Here is a 15,804-nt window from a genome sequence, read left to right on the forward strand (position 1 = left end):
CCTGGCGCGACTGTGGGATTTTCATGTCTGGCCCACCCTTCGCCCATGCCGGATAATGCCTAAGCTTTTTAGATCACTGCGTTGAAAAGCCCCGTTCTTGCCGGCACGACCATGACCGAAATCCTGCTTACGCTTATCAGCACCGCCCTGATCAACAACTTCGTGTTGCACTGGCCGCTGGGCGTAGATCCGCTGCTGGGCAGCGAACGCCGCCAGGTCCATGCGCTGGGCATCTCGACAGCGTGCCTGATGCTGGTCGTGGGCGTACTTGGCTATGCGCTGCACCACTGGTTACTGGTGCCACTGGAATTAACCTCCCTGCGTCTGTTCGTGTTCCTGCCGCTGAGCGTGCTGCTGATCGCTCCGTTGTTGAAGCTGCTGGCACGGGTATTTTCGACGCTGTCGTTCGAGGACCTCTGGCCATTGCTGCTGGGCAATGCAGGCGTGCTGGGCCTCACATTACTCAACGCCGGGGAAGATAAAGGTCTTTTTCACGCAGCAGCCTTGAGTCTCGGGGCTGGACTGGGTTTCTGGCTGGTGCTGGTACTATTCAACGATTTGCGTCAACGCACACTCGACAACGATGTTCCCCTGCCCTTTCGTGGCCTGCCGATCGAACTGATCAGCGCCGGTCTGATCGCGGTAGCCTTTCTCGGATTCAGCGGACTGATCAAAACATGAGTCTGATTCAACGCATCGATGCGCTCTTGCCGCAAACCCAATGCGGCAAATGCGGGCATCCCGGATGCAAACCCTACGCCGAAGGAATCGCCAGCGGCGAGCCGATCAACAAGTGCCCGCCCGGCGGCAGTGAAACCATCGCGGCCCTGGCCGAGTTGCTCAAAGTACCCGTACTGGAACTGGATCACAGCCGCGGGTCGGCGCCTGCACAGGTCGCTTACATCCGCGAAGCCGAATGCATCGGTTGCACCAAATGCATCCAGGCCTGCCCCGTCGACGCCATCGTCGGCGCAGCCAAGTTGATGCACACCGTGATCATCGATGAATGCACCGGCTGCGACCTGTGCGTGGCGCCATGCCCAGTGGATTGCATCGAGATGCGTCCATTGCCACAGACCACGCTGCCGGTAGTCGGCGGCCTGGCCTTTACCCTTGCCGAGCAGCAGGCACGCGCCAGCAAACGAAATCATGCCCGGCGCCGCTTCGAGCAGCGCAACGCCCGGCTGTTGCGCGAAGAGCAACACAAGCTCGCTGAGCGCCAAGCCCGTATGCAACGCGCCGCACAACCCAACGTGGAGACGCTTGACCCGGTGCAGGCCGCCCTCGAACGTGTTCGTGCGCAAAAAGCCGCCAACGCAGACGCGGCGCTAAAAAAAGCCAGGATCGACCTGGCGATGAGCCGGGCGCAACTGCATAAATCCCTGAAGGCTTTCGGCCATCCGCCAACCTTCGAGCAGCAGTCTCAACTGGTCGTCCTGCAACAGCAGTTCGAAGCCGCCGAGCAGACGTTGGCGCAGCTGGAAAGCACGCTGCCGCGAGTACCGGCGCCTACCCCCGCTGCACCTGCGGCGTCGAAGGATGCAGAACTGAAACGGGCCAAAATCCAGTTGGCCATGCGCCGCGCCGAACTCAAGAAAGCTCAAGGCAGTGAGACGCCGGCACACCAGATCGCGGCCCTGGAGCACGCGATCAGCGAGGCCGAGCGCCAGGTGGATGCCTATGCCAGCCCTTGAAGCGGTTGACGATCGCCTGCAGCAGGCCATGAAGCTGGTACTGCTGGCCACCCTGCCGGGAGTGCTCGCGGCGTTCTGGATGTATGGCTGGGGCGTGTTGATTAACCTGACTCTGGCAGGCGTTGCCGCACTGTCGGTCGAAGCGGCCGTGCTGCAACTGCGCAAGCGCCCGCTCAAACCAACCTTGAGTGACGGCAGCGCGCTGGTCAGCGCAACCTTGTTGGCCCTGGCCTTGCCACCGTACTGCCCGTGGTGGCTGACGATCAGTGCTGGCGTGGTCGCCATGCTCTTTGGCAAGCATCTGTACGGTGGTGTTGGTTCAAATCCGTTCAACCCCGCGATGCTCGGCTTTGCATTGGTCATGCTCGCGTTCCCCCAATCAATAACACATTGGCCGTCATCCCATGGCATGGACTTGCTGGGTGGTATGCAGCAGGTGTTCGGCTACGGCCTGGCGCCGGATGCGTGGGTCCAGGCCACGGCGCTGGACAGCCTGCGGATCAATAAAAGCCTGACTATGGACGAACTGTTCGCCGGCAACCCCGCATTCGGCCACTTTGGTGGCCGTGGTGTCGAATGGGTGAACCTGGCCTTTCTGGCAGGCGGCCTGTTTCTGCTGCAACGCCGGGTGTTCAGCTGGCATGCGCCAGTGGGCATGCTCGCCAGCCTGTTCATCATCAGCCTTGTGTGCTGGAACGGCTCGGGCTCCGACTCCCATGGCTCTCCCCTGTTTCACTTGCTCACCGGTGCGACCATGCTGGGGGCGTTCTTTATCATCACCGAACCGGTTTCCGGTGCCAGAAGCCCCGCTGCACGACTAATGTTCGGCGCAGGGGTGGGCCTGCTGACCTATCTGATTCGCACCTGGGGCGGGTATCCAGACGGCATCGCCTTTGCGGTGCTGTTGATGAACCTGTGTGTACCGGCGCTGGAGCGCCTGGTACTGTCCAGACAGCAATCGGTTGCACCATGAGCCGCGCATCGAGTGTTGCGATTGTGCTGCTACTGGCTGGCGCAGGCCTTGGCGCGACCTGGTTTGTGCAATTCAGCAGCGCGCCGCGGATCGCGGCCGGGCAACGCCTGATAGACAGCCGCAACCTGCTGGACCTGCTGGCGCCAGACAGCTATGACAATCAGCCGCTGGAACACCCGCTCAAGCTCGATGACCCGGCATTGGGCAATAGCAGGTTGCTGGGAGGTTATCTGGCGAGCAAGGCCGAGCAACCCCATGCAGTGTTGCTGCGCAGCCAGACTCCGGGCTATGAAAATACCATCGAACTGCTGATCGCCATCGATAGCAACGGCAGGTTGCTTGGGGTCAAAACCCTCAAACAGGCGGAAACGCCCGGGCTCGGGGCAAAGATTGCGGATTGGCCAAATGACTGGCTCAAGGTTTTTTCCGGCAAGTCCCGAACTGAGCCCGGCGACAGTGGCTGGGCGTTGAAAAAGGATCAGGGCCAATTTGATCAGATCGCCGGGGCGACCATCACCTCAAGAGCGGTGATAAATGCCATTCACGACGCCTTGCGCTACTTCGATGAACACCGGCAACAACTGCTCGGGGATTCTTCCCATGAATAGACCAGAGACCCTGCTGAACACCTTGATGCTGGTGCCGCTGATCGGCGCCACCGATTCGTTGGTAGCCGCGTTTGGGCTGTGGCTAATGTTCATCGTTGTGGTCAATCTCTTTGGGCTGGGATTCGGCGTTTTACGGCCCCGGCTGGTCTCGACCGCGCATCTGCCGGCCAGCATCCTGTTGGCGGCCACGCTCTGCAGCTGCGTAGAGATCGCAGCGCAGGCCTGGGCACTGCAATGGCAACAGCACCTGGGGTTCTATGGTGCATTGATCGCCTTGCAGTGCGTCGTGCTGCAAGACACCGGGCACTTTCAAACCGCCTGGCCCGAGCGTCTGCGCCTGTACATTCTGTTTGGCACGTTGATGATCGGCCTTGGCCTGCTGCGCGAACTCATCGGCAACGCAACACTCGGTAACCATCTGTCATGGCTGCCAGGCGCACAGCCGGGTTGGCAGGCCTGGATGCTATCAGCCGACGGCGGCCTGCGCCTGGCCACGCTGGCACCCGGCGGATTCATTCTGCTGGGTCTGCTGATCGCCGGTTGGCAAGCCTTGCGCCCCGCCCCTTCACACTGACCGTTTTCGAGGAAACCCTCTGCAAATGAATGCCGCAAAACGTCTGGAAATTTTCCGCAGGCTGCATGAAGACAACCCGGAACCGAAGACCGAACTGGCCTATTCCTCGCCCTTCGAATTGCTGATTGCCGTGATCCTGTCCGCTCAGTCGACTGATGTCGGCGTCAACAAGGCCACCGCAAAACTGTTCCCGGTCGCCAATACCCCGGCAGCCATTTACGCCCTGGGGGTAGAGGGCCTGTCGGAGTACATCAAGACTATCGGCCTGTACAACAGCAAAGCGAAAAACGTGATCGAGACCTGCCGTTTGCTGGTGGAGCGCCATGCCGGTGAAGTACCGCAAACCCGCGAAGAGCTCGAAGCACTACCCGGGGTCGGGCGTAAAACCGCCAACGTGGTGCTCAATACTGCTTTCCGTCAACTGACCATGGCTGTGGACACCCATATCTTTCGTGTCAGCAACCGCACTGGCATCGCCCCCGGAAAAAATGTGGTCGAGGTCGAGAAAAAACTGATGAAATTCGTACCCAGAGATTACCTGCTCGATTCCCATCACTGGCTGATCCTTCATGGGCGCTACGTGTGTCTGGCGCGCAAGCCCCGCTGCGGCAGTTGTCGGATCGAAGACCTGTGCGAATACAAGCACAAAACCTCCGACGATTGAGGCTCTATTGCGATTGGTGATTGCCGATTGAAAAAAACTTTTTTACCCGCCGGGAGATTGTCGATATAAGGAGCGCCAAAGGCCTTCTTAGCCTGGAGTAACTAAATGAGTACTGGCAAAGAGCATCTGGACGTAGAGGACGACTTCGCCGCCACTGAAAGCGATGACACCGACCCGGTGGTTGAAGTAGCGAAAACGAACCTGGACAAACGCCGCACCATCGACAATCTGCTGGAGGAGCGCCGACTGCAAAAGCAATTGGCCGATTACGATTTTGATTTATGACACTTGAAAGCCTCCCCGCAACGGAGGCTTTTTACTTAATGCCCACCCCATAAAATCGACCGCAGCCCCCTTCCCGACCTTACCACGACGTCGTCACACCAGGCCGTTGCGCTGTGCCAGTTCAATCAGATCGACCAGGGAACGCGCGTTCAGCTTCAACAACAGGCGCGTTTTGTAGGTACTGACGGTCTTATTGCTGAGGAACATCCCATCGGCAATTTCTTTATTGGTCTTGCCTCTGGCCAATTGCTGCAAGACCATCATTTCTCGCCCCGACAAACGATCCACCATATCCGCTTCGCTGGCGTTTCCCAGACTGCAGCGCACGGTATGCAAGGCTTGATTCGGAAAGTAACTGTAGCCTGACAGGACTGCTTTTATGGCGCTGAGCAACTCGGTCAGATCCTGTTGTTTGCAAACATAGCCGGCAGCCCCCGACTGCATGCAGCGCATGGAAAAATGCCCCGGTGCCTGGGAAGTCAATATCAACACTTTTATCGGCATTGCGGTAGATGATAGTCGCGCGATGACTTCCAGACCATCGAGTTTGGGAATGCCGATATCTAATATCACAATATCCGGCAAAAGTTCGCGAGCCAGTTGTAAAGCATCCACTCCATTATCCGTTTCTCCAATGACTTCGTAGCCATGACGTTCCATCAGCATACGCACCGCAAGACGAATGACGGGGTGATCATCCACGATCAGCACTTTATTCATGGGCAAGTCCAATTTCGCTGTTCGAATTTTGAGAGCCAGCACAATAGCCTAGTCGTTTCACCCATGGCATGCCGCACCTCCCGGCCAGTCGCAGCGAGAGACGTTCCCTACAAACATTACGGATTTATCTTACAAAAAACCGTCAAGCGACCCCTGCTGAGAACTGGATTTCCTTGAACATCGACCGTTTCATGAAAATTTTTTGTATCTATTTACACCCAAAATTCTCGATAGCCAGACTCATAAACCTTGTATGGATATTAGCTTCCTCCAAAATACTGAAAACCAATGAACACTACCACAATCAATACTCACATCAGAGTAAACACTCTCACTTGCGCGATCACGCTTAAAAGCAAGTAACTTATCAATACTCACGACAATGGCACATCCGACAGAAAAGACAGACAACAAAAGCACTGCATACGCAATACCGGCACCCACTGGCAAATCACATAATTACTAACGCAATTACTTTCGCAAACGCCCCTCCACACCGAGCCTTATTATAAACTCAAGGTGACCCAAACTTCAGAGAGCAAACAAACATGAAAAAATTTCAAAAAAAAAATCACTAACCCAATGACCCTTATTGCGATGTTTGCGACACTTTCCGAAACTTCAGCAGCCGTTACCCTGCCTTTTCTCGACGACGACGAAAGAGATCTGTATGTCTGGTTCCTGATCAGTTTTCCGTTTTACCTGCTCTTGCTTTTCTTTGCCACACTAAACTTTAACTACCGCTCACTGTATGCCCCCTCGGACTTTGACGATGAAAAACACTTCGTCAAGGCAACGGACCACGCCGAGGACTCGGAGAACAACGTCGCCAAGCGACAGTTTGGAGAATCGCTCTCGAGCACCTCGATGAATGGAGCGACTTCGGTCACATCGCCCTGCAATGCCCAAGGCCCGCCTGTGGAGATCACCCTGGAGGCAACCCATTGCGCCCCGAACCACATCCAGTTGCCGGAAGAAGCGAAAGAGCTGCACATAGTTGACGTTCGCGGAACCAGCAAAAAAGCCGAGGTCAGCGAATTACTGGAGAGCATCCGGGTGCCACAGGATAAAGCGGCGCAGGTGATCATGTTTATCACATGTACCGAATCGGAGAATTTACTGAAGGCGAGTGTTCTTAAACACCTGAAACAGAAAACCAGAGGCAACACCACCTACCCCGTCGTGTACAACTTGTACTCACAACGACTGGCGGTTATCGACCCAGGCTGAAGGATAGGCACACGACAACCATGGCGGTTGAAGACCAATAAAAGTGCGAAAGCCTGAAAGGGCGAGCAGGCAGGAACAGGATCGCAATGGCAGACACAGAGCCCCCATTTCGGATGTGTGGCCTCGCAACGAGGCCACACACTCCATCACGACTTCAAAGGTCTCAGAACAGCTTGCGGCCTTTGTTTGCAGCAATGCGCATGCGCAGGGCGTTGAGCTTGATGAAGCCCGCAGCGTCCGCCTGGTTGTAGGCACCGCCGTCTTCCTCGAAGGTCGCGATGTTGGCGTCGAACAACGACTCATCAGATTTGCGACCTGTAACGATCACATTGCCCTTGTATAGCTTCAGGCGCACAACGCCGTTCACGTGGGCCTGGGAGGCATCGATCATCTGTTGCAACATCAGACGCTCAGGGCTCCACCAGTAACCGGTGTAGATCAGGCTGGCGTACTTTGGCATCAGCTCATCTTTGAGGTGAGCCACTTCACGGTCCAGGGTAATGGACTCGATCGCACGGTGGGCACGCAGCATGATAGTGCCGCCTGGAGTTTCGTAGCAGCCCCGGGACTTCATGCCAACGTAACGGTTCTCGACGATGTCGAGGCGGCCGATACCATGTTCGCCACCGATACGGTTCAGCGTTGCCAGCACGGTAGCCGGAGTCATCTCGACGCCGTCCAGCGCAACGATGTCGCCGTTACGGTAGGTCAGTTCCAGGTACTGCGGCTTGTCTGGTGCGTTTTCCGGGGAAACGGTCCAGCGCCACATGTCTTCTTCGTGCTCGGTCCAGGTGTCTTCCAGCACGCCGCCTTCATAGGAGATGTGCAGCAGGTTGGCATCCATCGAGTACGGGGATTTTTTCTTGCCGTGACGCTCGATCGGGATCGCGTGCTTCTCGGCATAGTCCATCAGCTTCTCGCGGGACAGCAGGTCCCACTCACGCCAAGGGGCGATCACCTTTACACCAGGCTTGAGGGCATAGGCGCCAAGTTCGAAGCGAACCTGATCGTTACCTTTGCCCGTGGCGCCATGGGAAATGGCGTCAGCACCGGTTTCGTTGGCGATTTCGATCAGGCGCTTGGCGATCAACGGACGAGCGATGGAAGTACCCAGCAGGTACTCGCCTTCGTAAACGGTGTTGGCGCGGAACATCGGGAAAACGAAATCGCGCACGAACTCTTCGCGCAAGTCGTCGATGTAGATCTCTTTGACGCCCATGGCCTGAGCCTTGGCGCGTGCAGGTTCGACCTCTTCGCCCTGACCCAGGTCAGCGGTGAAAGTCACCACTTCACAGTTATAAGTATCCTGCAGCCACTTGAGGATCACCGAAGTGTCCAGGCCGCCGGAATACGCCAGAACGACCTTGTTTACGTCCGCCATGCCATCACTCCACGGGGTTCTACGGAAAGCCGGGCAGTCTACCGCTCATGCAGAATAATTTACAGTGGCGCGACAGCTTATGACGACGAAGCGACAGATTATGTCGAGCTGGCGACGAAAAAACAGCATCAAGACGCTGAAGCGGTGGTCGCCGAGGCGGTGATTTCCGGGGCCGGTTTTTCAATCGGGGCTACCCGCGCAAGGTGCACATTGACCCGGCGATTCTGGGCCCGGTGGGCATTGCTGTTGTTCGGAGCCAATGGATAGCGCTCGCCATGAAAACGCAAGGTAATCTGCGACTCCTGGATGCCGTTGGCCTTGAAGAAGTCCATGACCGCCAGGGCCCGACGCCGTGACAGGTCACGATTGGTCAGGCGGTTGCCGCCGTTATCGGAATGGCCGTCGAGCTCGATGTGATTAACCGTCGGATCGGCCTTCATGTACTCCACCATCACCTGCAGTCTGCCTTTCGCTGCGGCATCCAGTTCAATCCCGCCACCGGGAAAGCCCACAGCGGATCGCTTCACCTGTTCGAAATTCTGAGGCAACAGCTTGGCCACACAGCCTTGGTAATCAGCAAAGGCCTTGGTGAACCTGACCGGCAACAAGCGGACTTCCGACACCCGGCCATCACCCGAAGTGTGCCGGACCACCGGACTGCGGCCGTCGATCAGGCCGCTGATCAGACGCCCGGCCTGAGCCTGCGAGCTGTTGAACAGCACATCGCCGCTGCCAACTCTCACCGTACCCAGATTGATATCGCCACGCCCCGGCTGCCATGGCGCAGCTGCTGCCAGCAAAGTCGCTGAACCGCCGCCGATCATCGGGTTGTAGGCTTTCAGACGAAATGTCGCCTGCTCGCCGGCGCGACGCACGAACTCGCCCGCCCCGAAATCGGCGACCGGCTGAGCCAGGCGGCATTCGAACTTGTCCCCTTCGACCCGCCACTCAATGCTTTCCAGAGGTGTCTGGAAAGTCAGCGCCATCGCGGGAAGGCTGGCAAACACACTGAGCAAGGCAAAATAACGCTGGCGCACGGCAGGCTCCACTGGCTTCTACTACTGAAAGACCGACATTACGGCATACCTGTTGGATATCGGACGCTTGCCACAAAACTTGATAGCGAGTGCCTGCAAGAGTCTTTTCCGGTAGCATTCCCCTGAGTTTGACCCGCCTGGAATCCCCTCATGTCCGACCGCCTGACCCTGCTGCGTCCCGACGACTGGCATATTCATCTTCGCGATGGTGCCGTGTTGACCAATACCGTCGCGGATGTCGCGCGCACCTTTGGTCGCGCCATCATCATGCCCAACCTGGTACCACCGGTACGCAACGCGGCTGAAGCCGACGGCTATCGCCAGCGGATTCTCGCTGCCCGCCCGGCCGGCAGCCCGTTCGAACCCTTGATGGTCCTTTATCTGACCGATCGCACCCAGCCAGAAGAAATTCGCGAGGCCAAGGCCAGCGGATTCGTGCATGCCGCCAAACTGTACCCGGCCGGCGCGACCACCAACTCGGACTCTGGCGTTACCAGCATCGACAAGATATTCCCTGCGCTGGAAGCCATGGCCGAAGTTGGAATGCCGCTGTTGATCCACGGTGAAGTCACCCGTGGCGATGTCGACGTGTTCGACCGCGAAAAAATCTTCATTGATGAGCACATGCGCCGTGTGGTCGAGCGTTTCCCGACGCTCAAAGTGGTGTTCGAACACATCACCACCGCTGACGCCGTGCAGTTCGTCAATTCGGCTTCGGCCAACGTCGGCGCGACCATCACCGCTCATCACCTGCTGTACAACCGCAACCACATGCTGGTGGGCGGGATTCGGCCGCACTTCTATTGCTTGCCGATCCTCAAGCGCAATACCCACCAGGAAGCCCTGCTCGACGCCGCCACCAGCGGCAGCGAGAAGTTCTTCCTCGGCACCGACTCGGCGCCCCACGCCCAGCATGCCAAGGAAGCCGCTTGCGGATGTGCCGGCTGCTACACCGCCTATGCGGCGATCGAGATGTATGCCGAAGCCTTTGAACAGCGCAATGCACTGGACAAGCTCGAAGCCTTCGCCAGCCTCAACGGCCCGCGCTTCTATGGCCTGCCGGCCAACACCGATCGCATCACCCTGGTCCGTGAAGAATGGACCGCCCCTACCAGCCTGCCGTTTGGCGAGCTGACCGTTATCCCGCTGCGCGCCGGTGAAAAACTGCGCTGGCGCCTGCTGGAGGAACACGCGTGAGTGAAGATCATTTCGACGACGAACAGGAAGGTCAAGGCGGTGGAGGTGGCTCGCGCCATCCAATGGCTGCCAGGTTCCGTGGCTACCTGCCGGTTGTCGTCGACGTAGAAACCGGTGGTTTCAACTCCGCCACCGACGCCCTGCTGGAAATCGCCGCGACCACCATCGCCATGGACGAAAAGGGCTTTGTCTACCCTGATCACACCTACTTCTTCCGGGTCGAGCCGTTCGAAGGCGCGAATATTGAAGCGGCAGCCCTGGAGTTCACCGGGATCAAGCTCGATCACCCACTGCGCATGGCGGTGAGTGAAGAATCGGCCCTGAACGATATCTTCCGCGGCGTGCGCAAGGCCCTCAAGGCCAATGGCTGCAAACGGGCGATTCTGGTCGGGCACAACAGCAGCTTCGACCTGGGCTTCCTCAATGCCGCCGTCGCGCGTCTGGACATGAAGCGCAATCCGTTCCATCCGTTCTCCAGTTTCGATACTGCAACCCTCGCCGGCCTGGCGTACGGCCAAACCGTGCTGGCCAAGGCTTGCCAGGCAGCGGATATCGACTTCGACGGTCGGGAGGCGCACTCGGCGCGCTACGACACCGAGAAGACGGCCGAGCTGTTCTGCGGCATCGTCAATCGCTGGAAACAAATGGGCGGCTGGGAAGACTTCGACGATTGAGGGTTTTCTCTGTAGGAGCGAGCAGGGCCTGAAACCCGCCCATAAAAAAACCGGCCACGAAGGCCGGTTTTTTTTACCCGCAACGCGCCTTACAGTGCGGCAGCGTGCTCGGTCAGGTAAGCAGCAACGCCTTCTGGCGAAGCGTTCATGCCCTTGTCGCCTTTTTTCCAGTTGGCAGGGCAGACTTCGCCGTGCTCTTCGTGGAATTGCAGAGCGTCGACCAGACGCAGCAGCTCTTCCATGTTACGGCCCAGTGGCAGGTCGTTGATGATCTGCGAGCGGACAACGCCTTTATCGTCGATCAGGAATGCGCCACGGAACGCTACGCCGTCAGCGGACTGAACGTCGTAAGCCTTCATGATTTCCTGCTTGATGTCGGCAGCCATGGTGTAACGAACCGCGCCGATACCACCATCGTTTACCGGGGTGTTGCGCCAGGCGTTGTGGGTGAAGTGCGAGTCGATCGACACAGCGACCACTTCAACGTTGCGCGCCTTGAATTCAGACATGCGGTTGTCCAGAGCGATCAGCTCGGACGGGCAAACGAAGGTGAAGTCCAGCGGGTAGAAGAACACCAGGCCGTATTTGCCTTTGATAGCCGAGGACAGGGTGAAGCTGTCAACGATTTCGCCATTGCCGAGTACGGCCGGTACGGTGAAGTCAGGGGCTTGTTTGCCTACGAGTACGCTCATTGGATATCTCCTGGTGAAAAAGCGTTGAAGAAAAAGGTTCATATCAGCCTGCCACCCTCAGGCGACAGCCCTGTGACACGAACCCATTTCGAAAAGACCGGTCATCATACACTGCGTTTTTGGCCTGTCCGTAACGGTTTCTCCCGTAGGTGTAAAAAAGGACGAAGGGTATTTCGGTTGACGGCGCGTCACTGGCCAACCGTTCGTCAGGCCTGTCAAAAACCCTTCTCAAAGCACTTTGACAATCATTCTCGTTAACATTAAGATCCATCGCAATCGAGACATAAACCAGCGACGGTCTTCCCTTATGTATGTTTGCCTCTGCACTGGCGTTACCGACGGACAAATCCGCGATGCGATCTATGAAGGATGCTGCAGCTACAAGGAAGTCCGGGCTGCCACCGGCGTCGCCAGTCAATGCGGCAAATGTGCCTGCCTGGCCAAGGAAGTGGTTCGCGAGACCCTGACCAAACTGCAAACGGCCCAGGCTGCGATTCCTTTTCCTGTAGAATTTACCGCTGCATAAATAACCTCTTTCAAAGAACCGGACTTATGTCCGGTTTTTTTATGCCTGAAAATCAATTACTTATGCTTTAGACGCGGAACAAAAACATTCTTATTCCGATTAATTTTCACTTAAGTTTCAATAAGTTACGTTTGACACTAAGAACTACCGGGCTCAAACTCTACTTTATAGTCAGCTAATAAAGGACAGGACCCCACCATGAAAGGCGACGTTACAGTCATCCAGCATCTCAACAAGATCCTTGCCAATGAGCTGGTCGCGATCAATCAGTACTTCCTGCATGCGCGCATGTATGAAGACTGGGGCCTGAACAAGCTCGGCAAGCACGAATACCACGAATCCATCGACGAGATGAAGCACGCGGACAAGCTGATCAAGCGCATTCTGTTCCTTGAAGGCCTGCCGAATGTCCAGGACCTGGGCAAGCTGCACATCGGCGAACACACCAAGGAAATGCTTGAGTGCGACCTGCGTATCGAACGCACCGGTCACGCTGATCTCAAAGTGGCCATCGCCCATTGCGAAACCGTCGGCGACTTCGGTAGCCGCGAACTGCTCGAGGACATCCTTGAGTCCGAAGAAGAACATATCGACTGGCTGGAAACCCAATTGGGCCTGATCGATAAAATCGGTCTTGAGAACTACCTGCAATCGCAGATGGGTGACGACGAGTAAATTCTCTCGATGCAATAAATCTCGATGCAATAAAAAAACCCCGCCCTCTTTCGAGTGGCGGGGTTTTTTATGCCTTGCTGCCTTCTGTAGGAGCTAGCCAGCTCGCGATGGGCGTAAACGATAACGCGGGGAGTCTGGTTCCCCGCGGCGCTCTTTATTCCATCGCGAGCCTGCTCGCTCCTACAAAAAGCGAATCAGGCTTCGGACTTGTTGGCAGCAGCAGCTTCAACAGCAGCCTTGATGGTGGTCTGCAACGAACCGTCTGCAGCCATCTCGGTCATGATGTCGCTACCACCAACCAGCTCGCCACCGACCCACAGTTGTGGAAAGGTTGGCCAGTTGGCGTATTTTGGCAGGTTGGCGCGGATTTCCGGGTTCTGCAGGATGTCCACGTACGCAAACTTTTCGCCACATGCCATCACGGCCTGCGCGGCTTTCGCGGAAAAGCCACACTGCGGGGCATTCGGCGAGCCTTTCATGTAAAGCAGAATGGTGTTGTTGGCAATCTGCTCTTTAATCGTTTCGATGATATCCATGGAGCACCTCGGCTGAACTTTCCGACTCACGGGTCGGCACGGTGGCGCATTGTAACGGAAAGCCGAGCACCCTGCTCGGTCTCTCCGTCAGACTGATTCAGGCCGCCGCCACGGTCACCGGCACGCCATTGAGCGCCGCATTTCCCGACAACTCATCGAGTTGACACTCGTCGGTCAAGTCATTGGCGCTGGAGCCTGGCTGTCCGCTGGCGATGCTCATTTGCACACCCGGACGCGCATGGCCCCAGCCGTGCGGCAGGCTGACCACTCCCTTCATCATATCCGGGCTGCCCAGCACTTCAACTTCAATCACGCCGACCCGCGAGCTGACCCGCACCCGCTGCCCGTCGCTGAGCCCGCGACTGGCCAGATCATCCGGATGCATCAGCAACTGATGGCGCGGCTTGCCCTTCACCAGGCGGTGATAGTTGTGCATCCACGAGTTGTTACTGCGTACATGGCGACGGCCGATCATCAGCAACTCATCGGCAGCCGGCGCCTGCAAGGTCGCAAAGCGAGCCAGGTCGGCGAGAATCTCGGCGGGGGCAGCCTGGACGCGCTGGTTGGCGGTTTTCAAGCGTGGAGCGAGGTTAGGCTTGAGCGCTCCAAGATCTACGCCATGAGGGTGATCGAACAAGGTTGCCAATGAAAGCCGGTGCTGCGAAGCATCGCCATAAAGCCCCATGCGCAAACCGCGATCGATCATCTGCGCCGGCGCCATGGTCGGTTTCAGCTCCTTGCCGGTTCGTGCGGCGAACGCCTTGGCCAGGCCGACGAAAATCTCCCAGTCGTGCAACGCGCCCACTGGCTTGGGAAGAATCGCGCGGTTGAAGCGGCTGACGTTACGCACCGCAAACATATTGAACGTGGTGTCGTAATGATCGTTCTCCAGAGCGGAGGTGGACGGCAGGATCAGGTCCGCGTAACGCGTGGTTTCGTTAATGTACAGATCGATGCTGAGCATGAACTCCAGACCATCGAGCGCTTGCTCCAACTGTCGACCATTGGGTGTAGACAGCACCGGATTGCCCGCCACGGTAATCAGCGCCCTGACCTGCCCTTCCCCCTCTGTAAGCATCTCTTCGGCCAGTGCCGACACCGGTAACTCGCCCGCATATTCCGGACGCCCGGACACCCGGCTCTGCCACAGATTGAAATGCCCCCCCGAAGTCGATGCCACCAGATCCACTGCCGGCTCGGTGCACAACGCACCACCCACTCGATCGAGATTGCCGGTGACCAGATTGATCAACTGCACCACCCAGTGGCACAACGTACCAAATGCCTGGGTCGAGACGCCCATGCGGCCGTAGCACACGGCCGTCGGTGCCGCGGCGAAATCCCGCGCCAACTGCCGAATCTGTTCGGCCGGTACTGCGCACAGCGGGCTCATGGCTTCGGCGGTGAACGTCGCGACAGCCTCGTGCACTGCATCCAGGCCGTCCACCGGAAGATGACTTTCGCGGGTCAGGCCCTCGGCGAACAAGGTATTGAGCAGCCCGAACAACAACGCCGCATCGCCGCCGGGGCGCACGAACAGATGCTGATCGGCGATCGCTGCCGTTTCACTGCGGCGTGGATCGACCACCACCACTTTACCGCCACGGGCCTGAATCGCCTTCAGGCGTTTTTCCACATCCGGCACGGTCATGATGCTGCCATTGGAGGCCAGCGGATTGCCGCCGAGGATTAACATGAAGTCGGTGTGATCAATGTCCGGGATCGGCAGCAGCAAGCCATGGCCGTACATCAAATGGCTGGTCAAGTGATGCGGCAACTGGTCGACCGAGGTGGCGGAAAAGCGGTTGCGCGTTTTCAACAGACCGAGAAAGTAATTGCTGTGGGTCATCAGCCCATAGTTGTGCACGCTCGGGTTGCCCTGATAGACCGCCACGGCGTTTTGCCCGTGACGCTCCTGAATTTGCGCGAGGCGTTCGGCGACGAGCTTGAAGGCATCCTCCCACTCGATCGGTTGCCATTCATTCCCCACTCGCTGCATCGGCTGATGCAAGCGATCCGGATCATTCTGTATGTCTTGCAGGGCAACAGCCTTGGGACAGATGTGCCCACGGCTGAACGTATCCAGGGGATCGCCCTTGATCGAGGTGATCTGCCGGTTGCCGTCTTCAGCCTCGGCGGTCTCGATGGTCAGGCCGCAAATGGCTTCACACAAATGGCATGCACGGTGATGGAGAGTCTTGGTCATGGCCAGTCTCTGTCTTGTCTTGGGCGGGCAATGGCGGCCGCGGAAACAAAACTATGGCGCCAGACCCGCCCCCACGCCAGCGACGTTTGTCTTGTGAATCGGCGGTTATCAGGCCAGCCGATGGCTACCCGG

The 15,804-nt window shown here is 57.6% G+C and carries 17 protein-coding genes and 1 pseudogene; 12 read left to right on the forward strand and 6 right to left on the reverse strand.

The genetic code is table 11. The features are described from left to right. Positions 1-111 precede the first annotated feature (111 nt). From KW839_RS13860 to KW839_RS13890, 7 genes and pseudogenes are all read left to right on the forward strand, one after another. Positions 112-681 (forward strand): electron transport complex protein RnfA, encoded by a 570-nt coding sequence (locus KW839_RS13860; protein WP_218424650.1) that lies wholly within the window; start codon positions 112-114, stop codon positions 679-681. A gap of 17 nt (positions 682-698) precedes the next feature. Continuing rightward, positions 699-1,073, forward strand: a pseudogene (rsxB, locus tag KW839_RS28140) (electron transport complex subunit RsxB); the annotation flags it as partial. A gap of 607 nt (positions 1,074-1,680) precedes the next feature. Next, positions 1,681-2,667 carry an RnfABCDGE type electron transport complex subunit D gene (locus tag KW839_RS13870; protein WP_218424651.1) on the forward strand — a complete coding sequence of 329 codons (987 nt, stop codon included), beginning with the start codon at positions 1,681-1,683 and terminating at the stop codon, positions 2,665-2,667. Continuing rightward, positions 2,664-3,275 carry an RnfABCDGE type electron transport complex subunit G gene (locus tag KW839_RS13875; protein ID WP_218424652.1) on the forward strand — a complete coding sequence of 204 codons (612 nt, stop codon included), beginning with the start codon at positions 2,664-2,666 and terminating at the stop codon, positions 3,273-3,275. The genes KW839_RS13870 and KW839_RS13875 overlap by 4 nt, the downstream gene beginning before the upstream one ends. Beyond that, positions 3,268-3,849 (forward strand): Rnf-Nqr domain containing protein, encoded by a 582-nt coding sequence (locus KW839_RS13880; protein WP_218424653.1) that lies wholly within the window; start codon positions 3,268-3,270, stop codon positions 3,847-3,849. The genes KW839_RS13875 and KW839_RS13880 overlap by 8 nt, the downstream gene beginning before the upstream one ends. A gap of 25 nt (positions 3,850-3,874) precedes the next feature. Beyond that, entirely contained in the window at positions 3,875-4,513 is a 639-nt protein-coding gene (gene nth, locus KW839_RS13885) for an endonuclease III (RefSeq protein WP_060539565.1), read from the forward strand. Positions 4,514-4,618: 105 nt separating this feature from the next. Further along, positions 4,619-4,798, forward strand: a complete 180-nt coding sequence (locus KW839_RS13890) for a PA3496 family putative envelope integrity protein (protein WP_060539564.1) — start codon at positions 4,619-4,621, stop codon at positions 4,796-4,798. A 93-nt stretch (positions 4,799-4,891) separates the two neighbouring features. Here KW839_RS13890 and KW839_RS13895 read toward each other — a convergent pair whose 3' ends face one another. Further along, positions 4,892-5,518, reverse strand: a complete 627-nt coding sequence (locus KW839_RS13895; protein ID WP_060539563.1) for a response regulator transcription factor — start codon at positions 5,516-5,518, stop codon at positions 4,892-4,894. 582 nt (positions 5,519-6,100) lie between these two features. On the opposite strand from KW839_RS13895, the gene KW839_RS13900 reads away from it, so the two are divergent. Beyond that, complete coding sequence (locus tag KW839_RS13900; protein ID WP_218424654.1) at positions 6,101-6,748, forward strand: hypothetical protein; 648 nt, start codon at positions 6,101-6,103, stop codon at positions 6,746-6,748. Positions 6,749-6,911: 163 nt separating this feature from the next. Here the strand turns inward: KW839_RS13900 and KW839_RS13905 are convergent, their stop codons facing one another. Continuing rightward, a complete protein-coding gene (locus KW839_RS13905) occupies positions 6,912-8,129 on the reverse strand; it encodes an argininosuccinate synthase (protein WP_007938916.1) in 1,218 nt (405 codons plus the stop codon). Positions 8,130-8,257: 128 nt separating this feature from the next. Beyond that, positions 8,258-9,166: an OmpA family protein gene (locus tag KW839_RS13910; protein WP_371318072.1), complete on the reverse strand. Its 909-nt coding sequence runs from the start codon at positions 9,164-9,166 to the stop codon at positions 8,258-8,260. A 150-nt stretch (positions 9,167-9,316) separates the two neighbouring features. On the opposite strand from KW839_RS13910, the gene pyrC reads away from it, so the two are divergent. Both pyrC and rnt read left to right on the forward strand, forming a co-directional pair. Then, a complete protein-coding gene (pyrC, locus tag KW839_RS13915; protein ID WP_020799892.1) occupies positions 9,317-10,363 on the forward strand; it encodes a dihydroorotase in 1,047 nt (348 codons plus the stop codon). Then, positions 10,360-11,037, forward strand: a complete 678-nt coding sequence (gene rnt / locus KW839_RS13920; RefSeq protein ID WP_053155142.1) for a ribonuclease T — start codon at positions 10,360-10,362, stop codon at positions 11,035-11,037. Before pyrC ends, rnt begins: the two co-directional genes overlap by 4 nt. Before the next feature lie 89 nt (positions 11,038-11,126). On the opposite strand, the gene KW839_RS13925 is transcribed toward rnt, so the two are convergent. Next, positions 11,127-11,729, reverse strand: a complete 603-nt coding sequence (locus tag KW839_RS13925) for a peroxiredoxin (RefSeq protein ID WP_008057532.1) — start codon at positions 11,727-11,729, stop codon at positions 11,127-11,129. Positions 11,730-12,036: 307 nt separating this feature from the next. Between KW839_RS13925 and KW839_RS13930 the strand changes: the two genes are divergently transcribed. Both KW839_RS13930 and bfr read left to right on the forward strand, forming a co-directional pair. Then, positions 12,037-12,255 carry a bacterioferritin-associated ferredoxin gene (locus KW839_RS13930; protein WP_060539558.1) on the forward strand — a complete coding sequence of 73 codons (219 nt, stop codon included), beginning with the start codon at positions 12,037-12,039 and terminating at the stop codon, positions 12,253-12,255. A 198-nt stretch (positions 12,256-12,453) separates the two neighbouring features. Beyond that, positions 12,454-12,930 carry a bacterioferritin gene (bfr, locus tag KW839_RS13935; protein WP_060539557.1) on the forward strand — a complete coding sequence of 159 codons (477 nt, stop codon included), beginning with the start codon at positions 12,454-12,456 and terminating at the stop codon, positions 12,928-12,930. A gap of 194 nt (positions 12,931-13,124) precedes the next feature. Here bfr and grxD read toward each other — a convergent pair whose 3' ends face one another. Together grxD and KW839_RS13945 are read right to left on the reverse strand one after the other, a co-directional pair. After that, positions 13,125-13,466 carry a Grx4 family monothiol glutaredoxin gene (grxD, locus tag KW839_RS13940; RefSeq protein ID WP_034149018.1) on the reverse strand — a complete coding sequence of 114 codons (342 nt, stop codon included), beginning with the start codon at positions 13,464-13,466 and terminating at the stop codon, positions 13,125-13,127. A gap of 97 nt (positions 13,467-13,563) precedes the next feature. After that, positions 13,564-15,672, reverse strand: coding sequence for a molybdopterin oxidoreductase family protein (locus KW839_RS13945; protein WP_218424655.1), 2,109 nt, complete (start codon positions 15,670-15,672; stop codon positions 13,564-13,566). Positions 15,673-15,804: the final 132 nt, after the last annotated feature.

The organism is Pseudomonas sp. PDM31 (assembly GCF_019218965.1).
In the GTDB taxonomy this organism is placed as follows: Bacteria; Pseudomonadota; Gammaproteobacteria; order Pseudomonadales; family Pseudomonadaceae; genus Aquipseudomonas.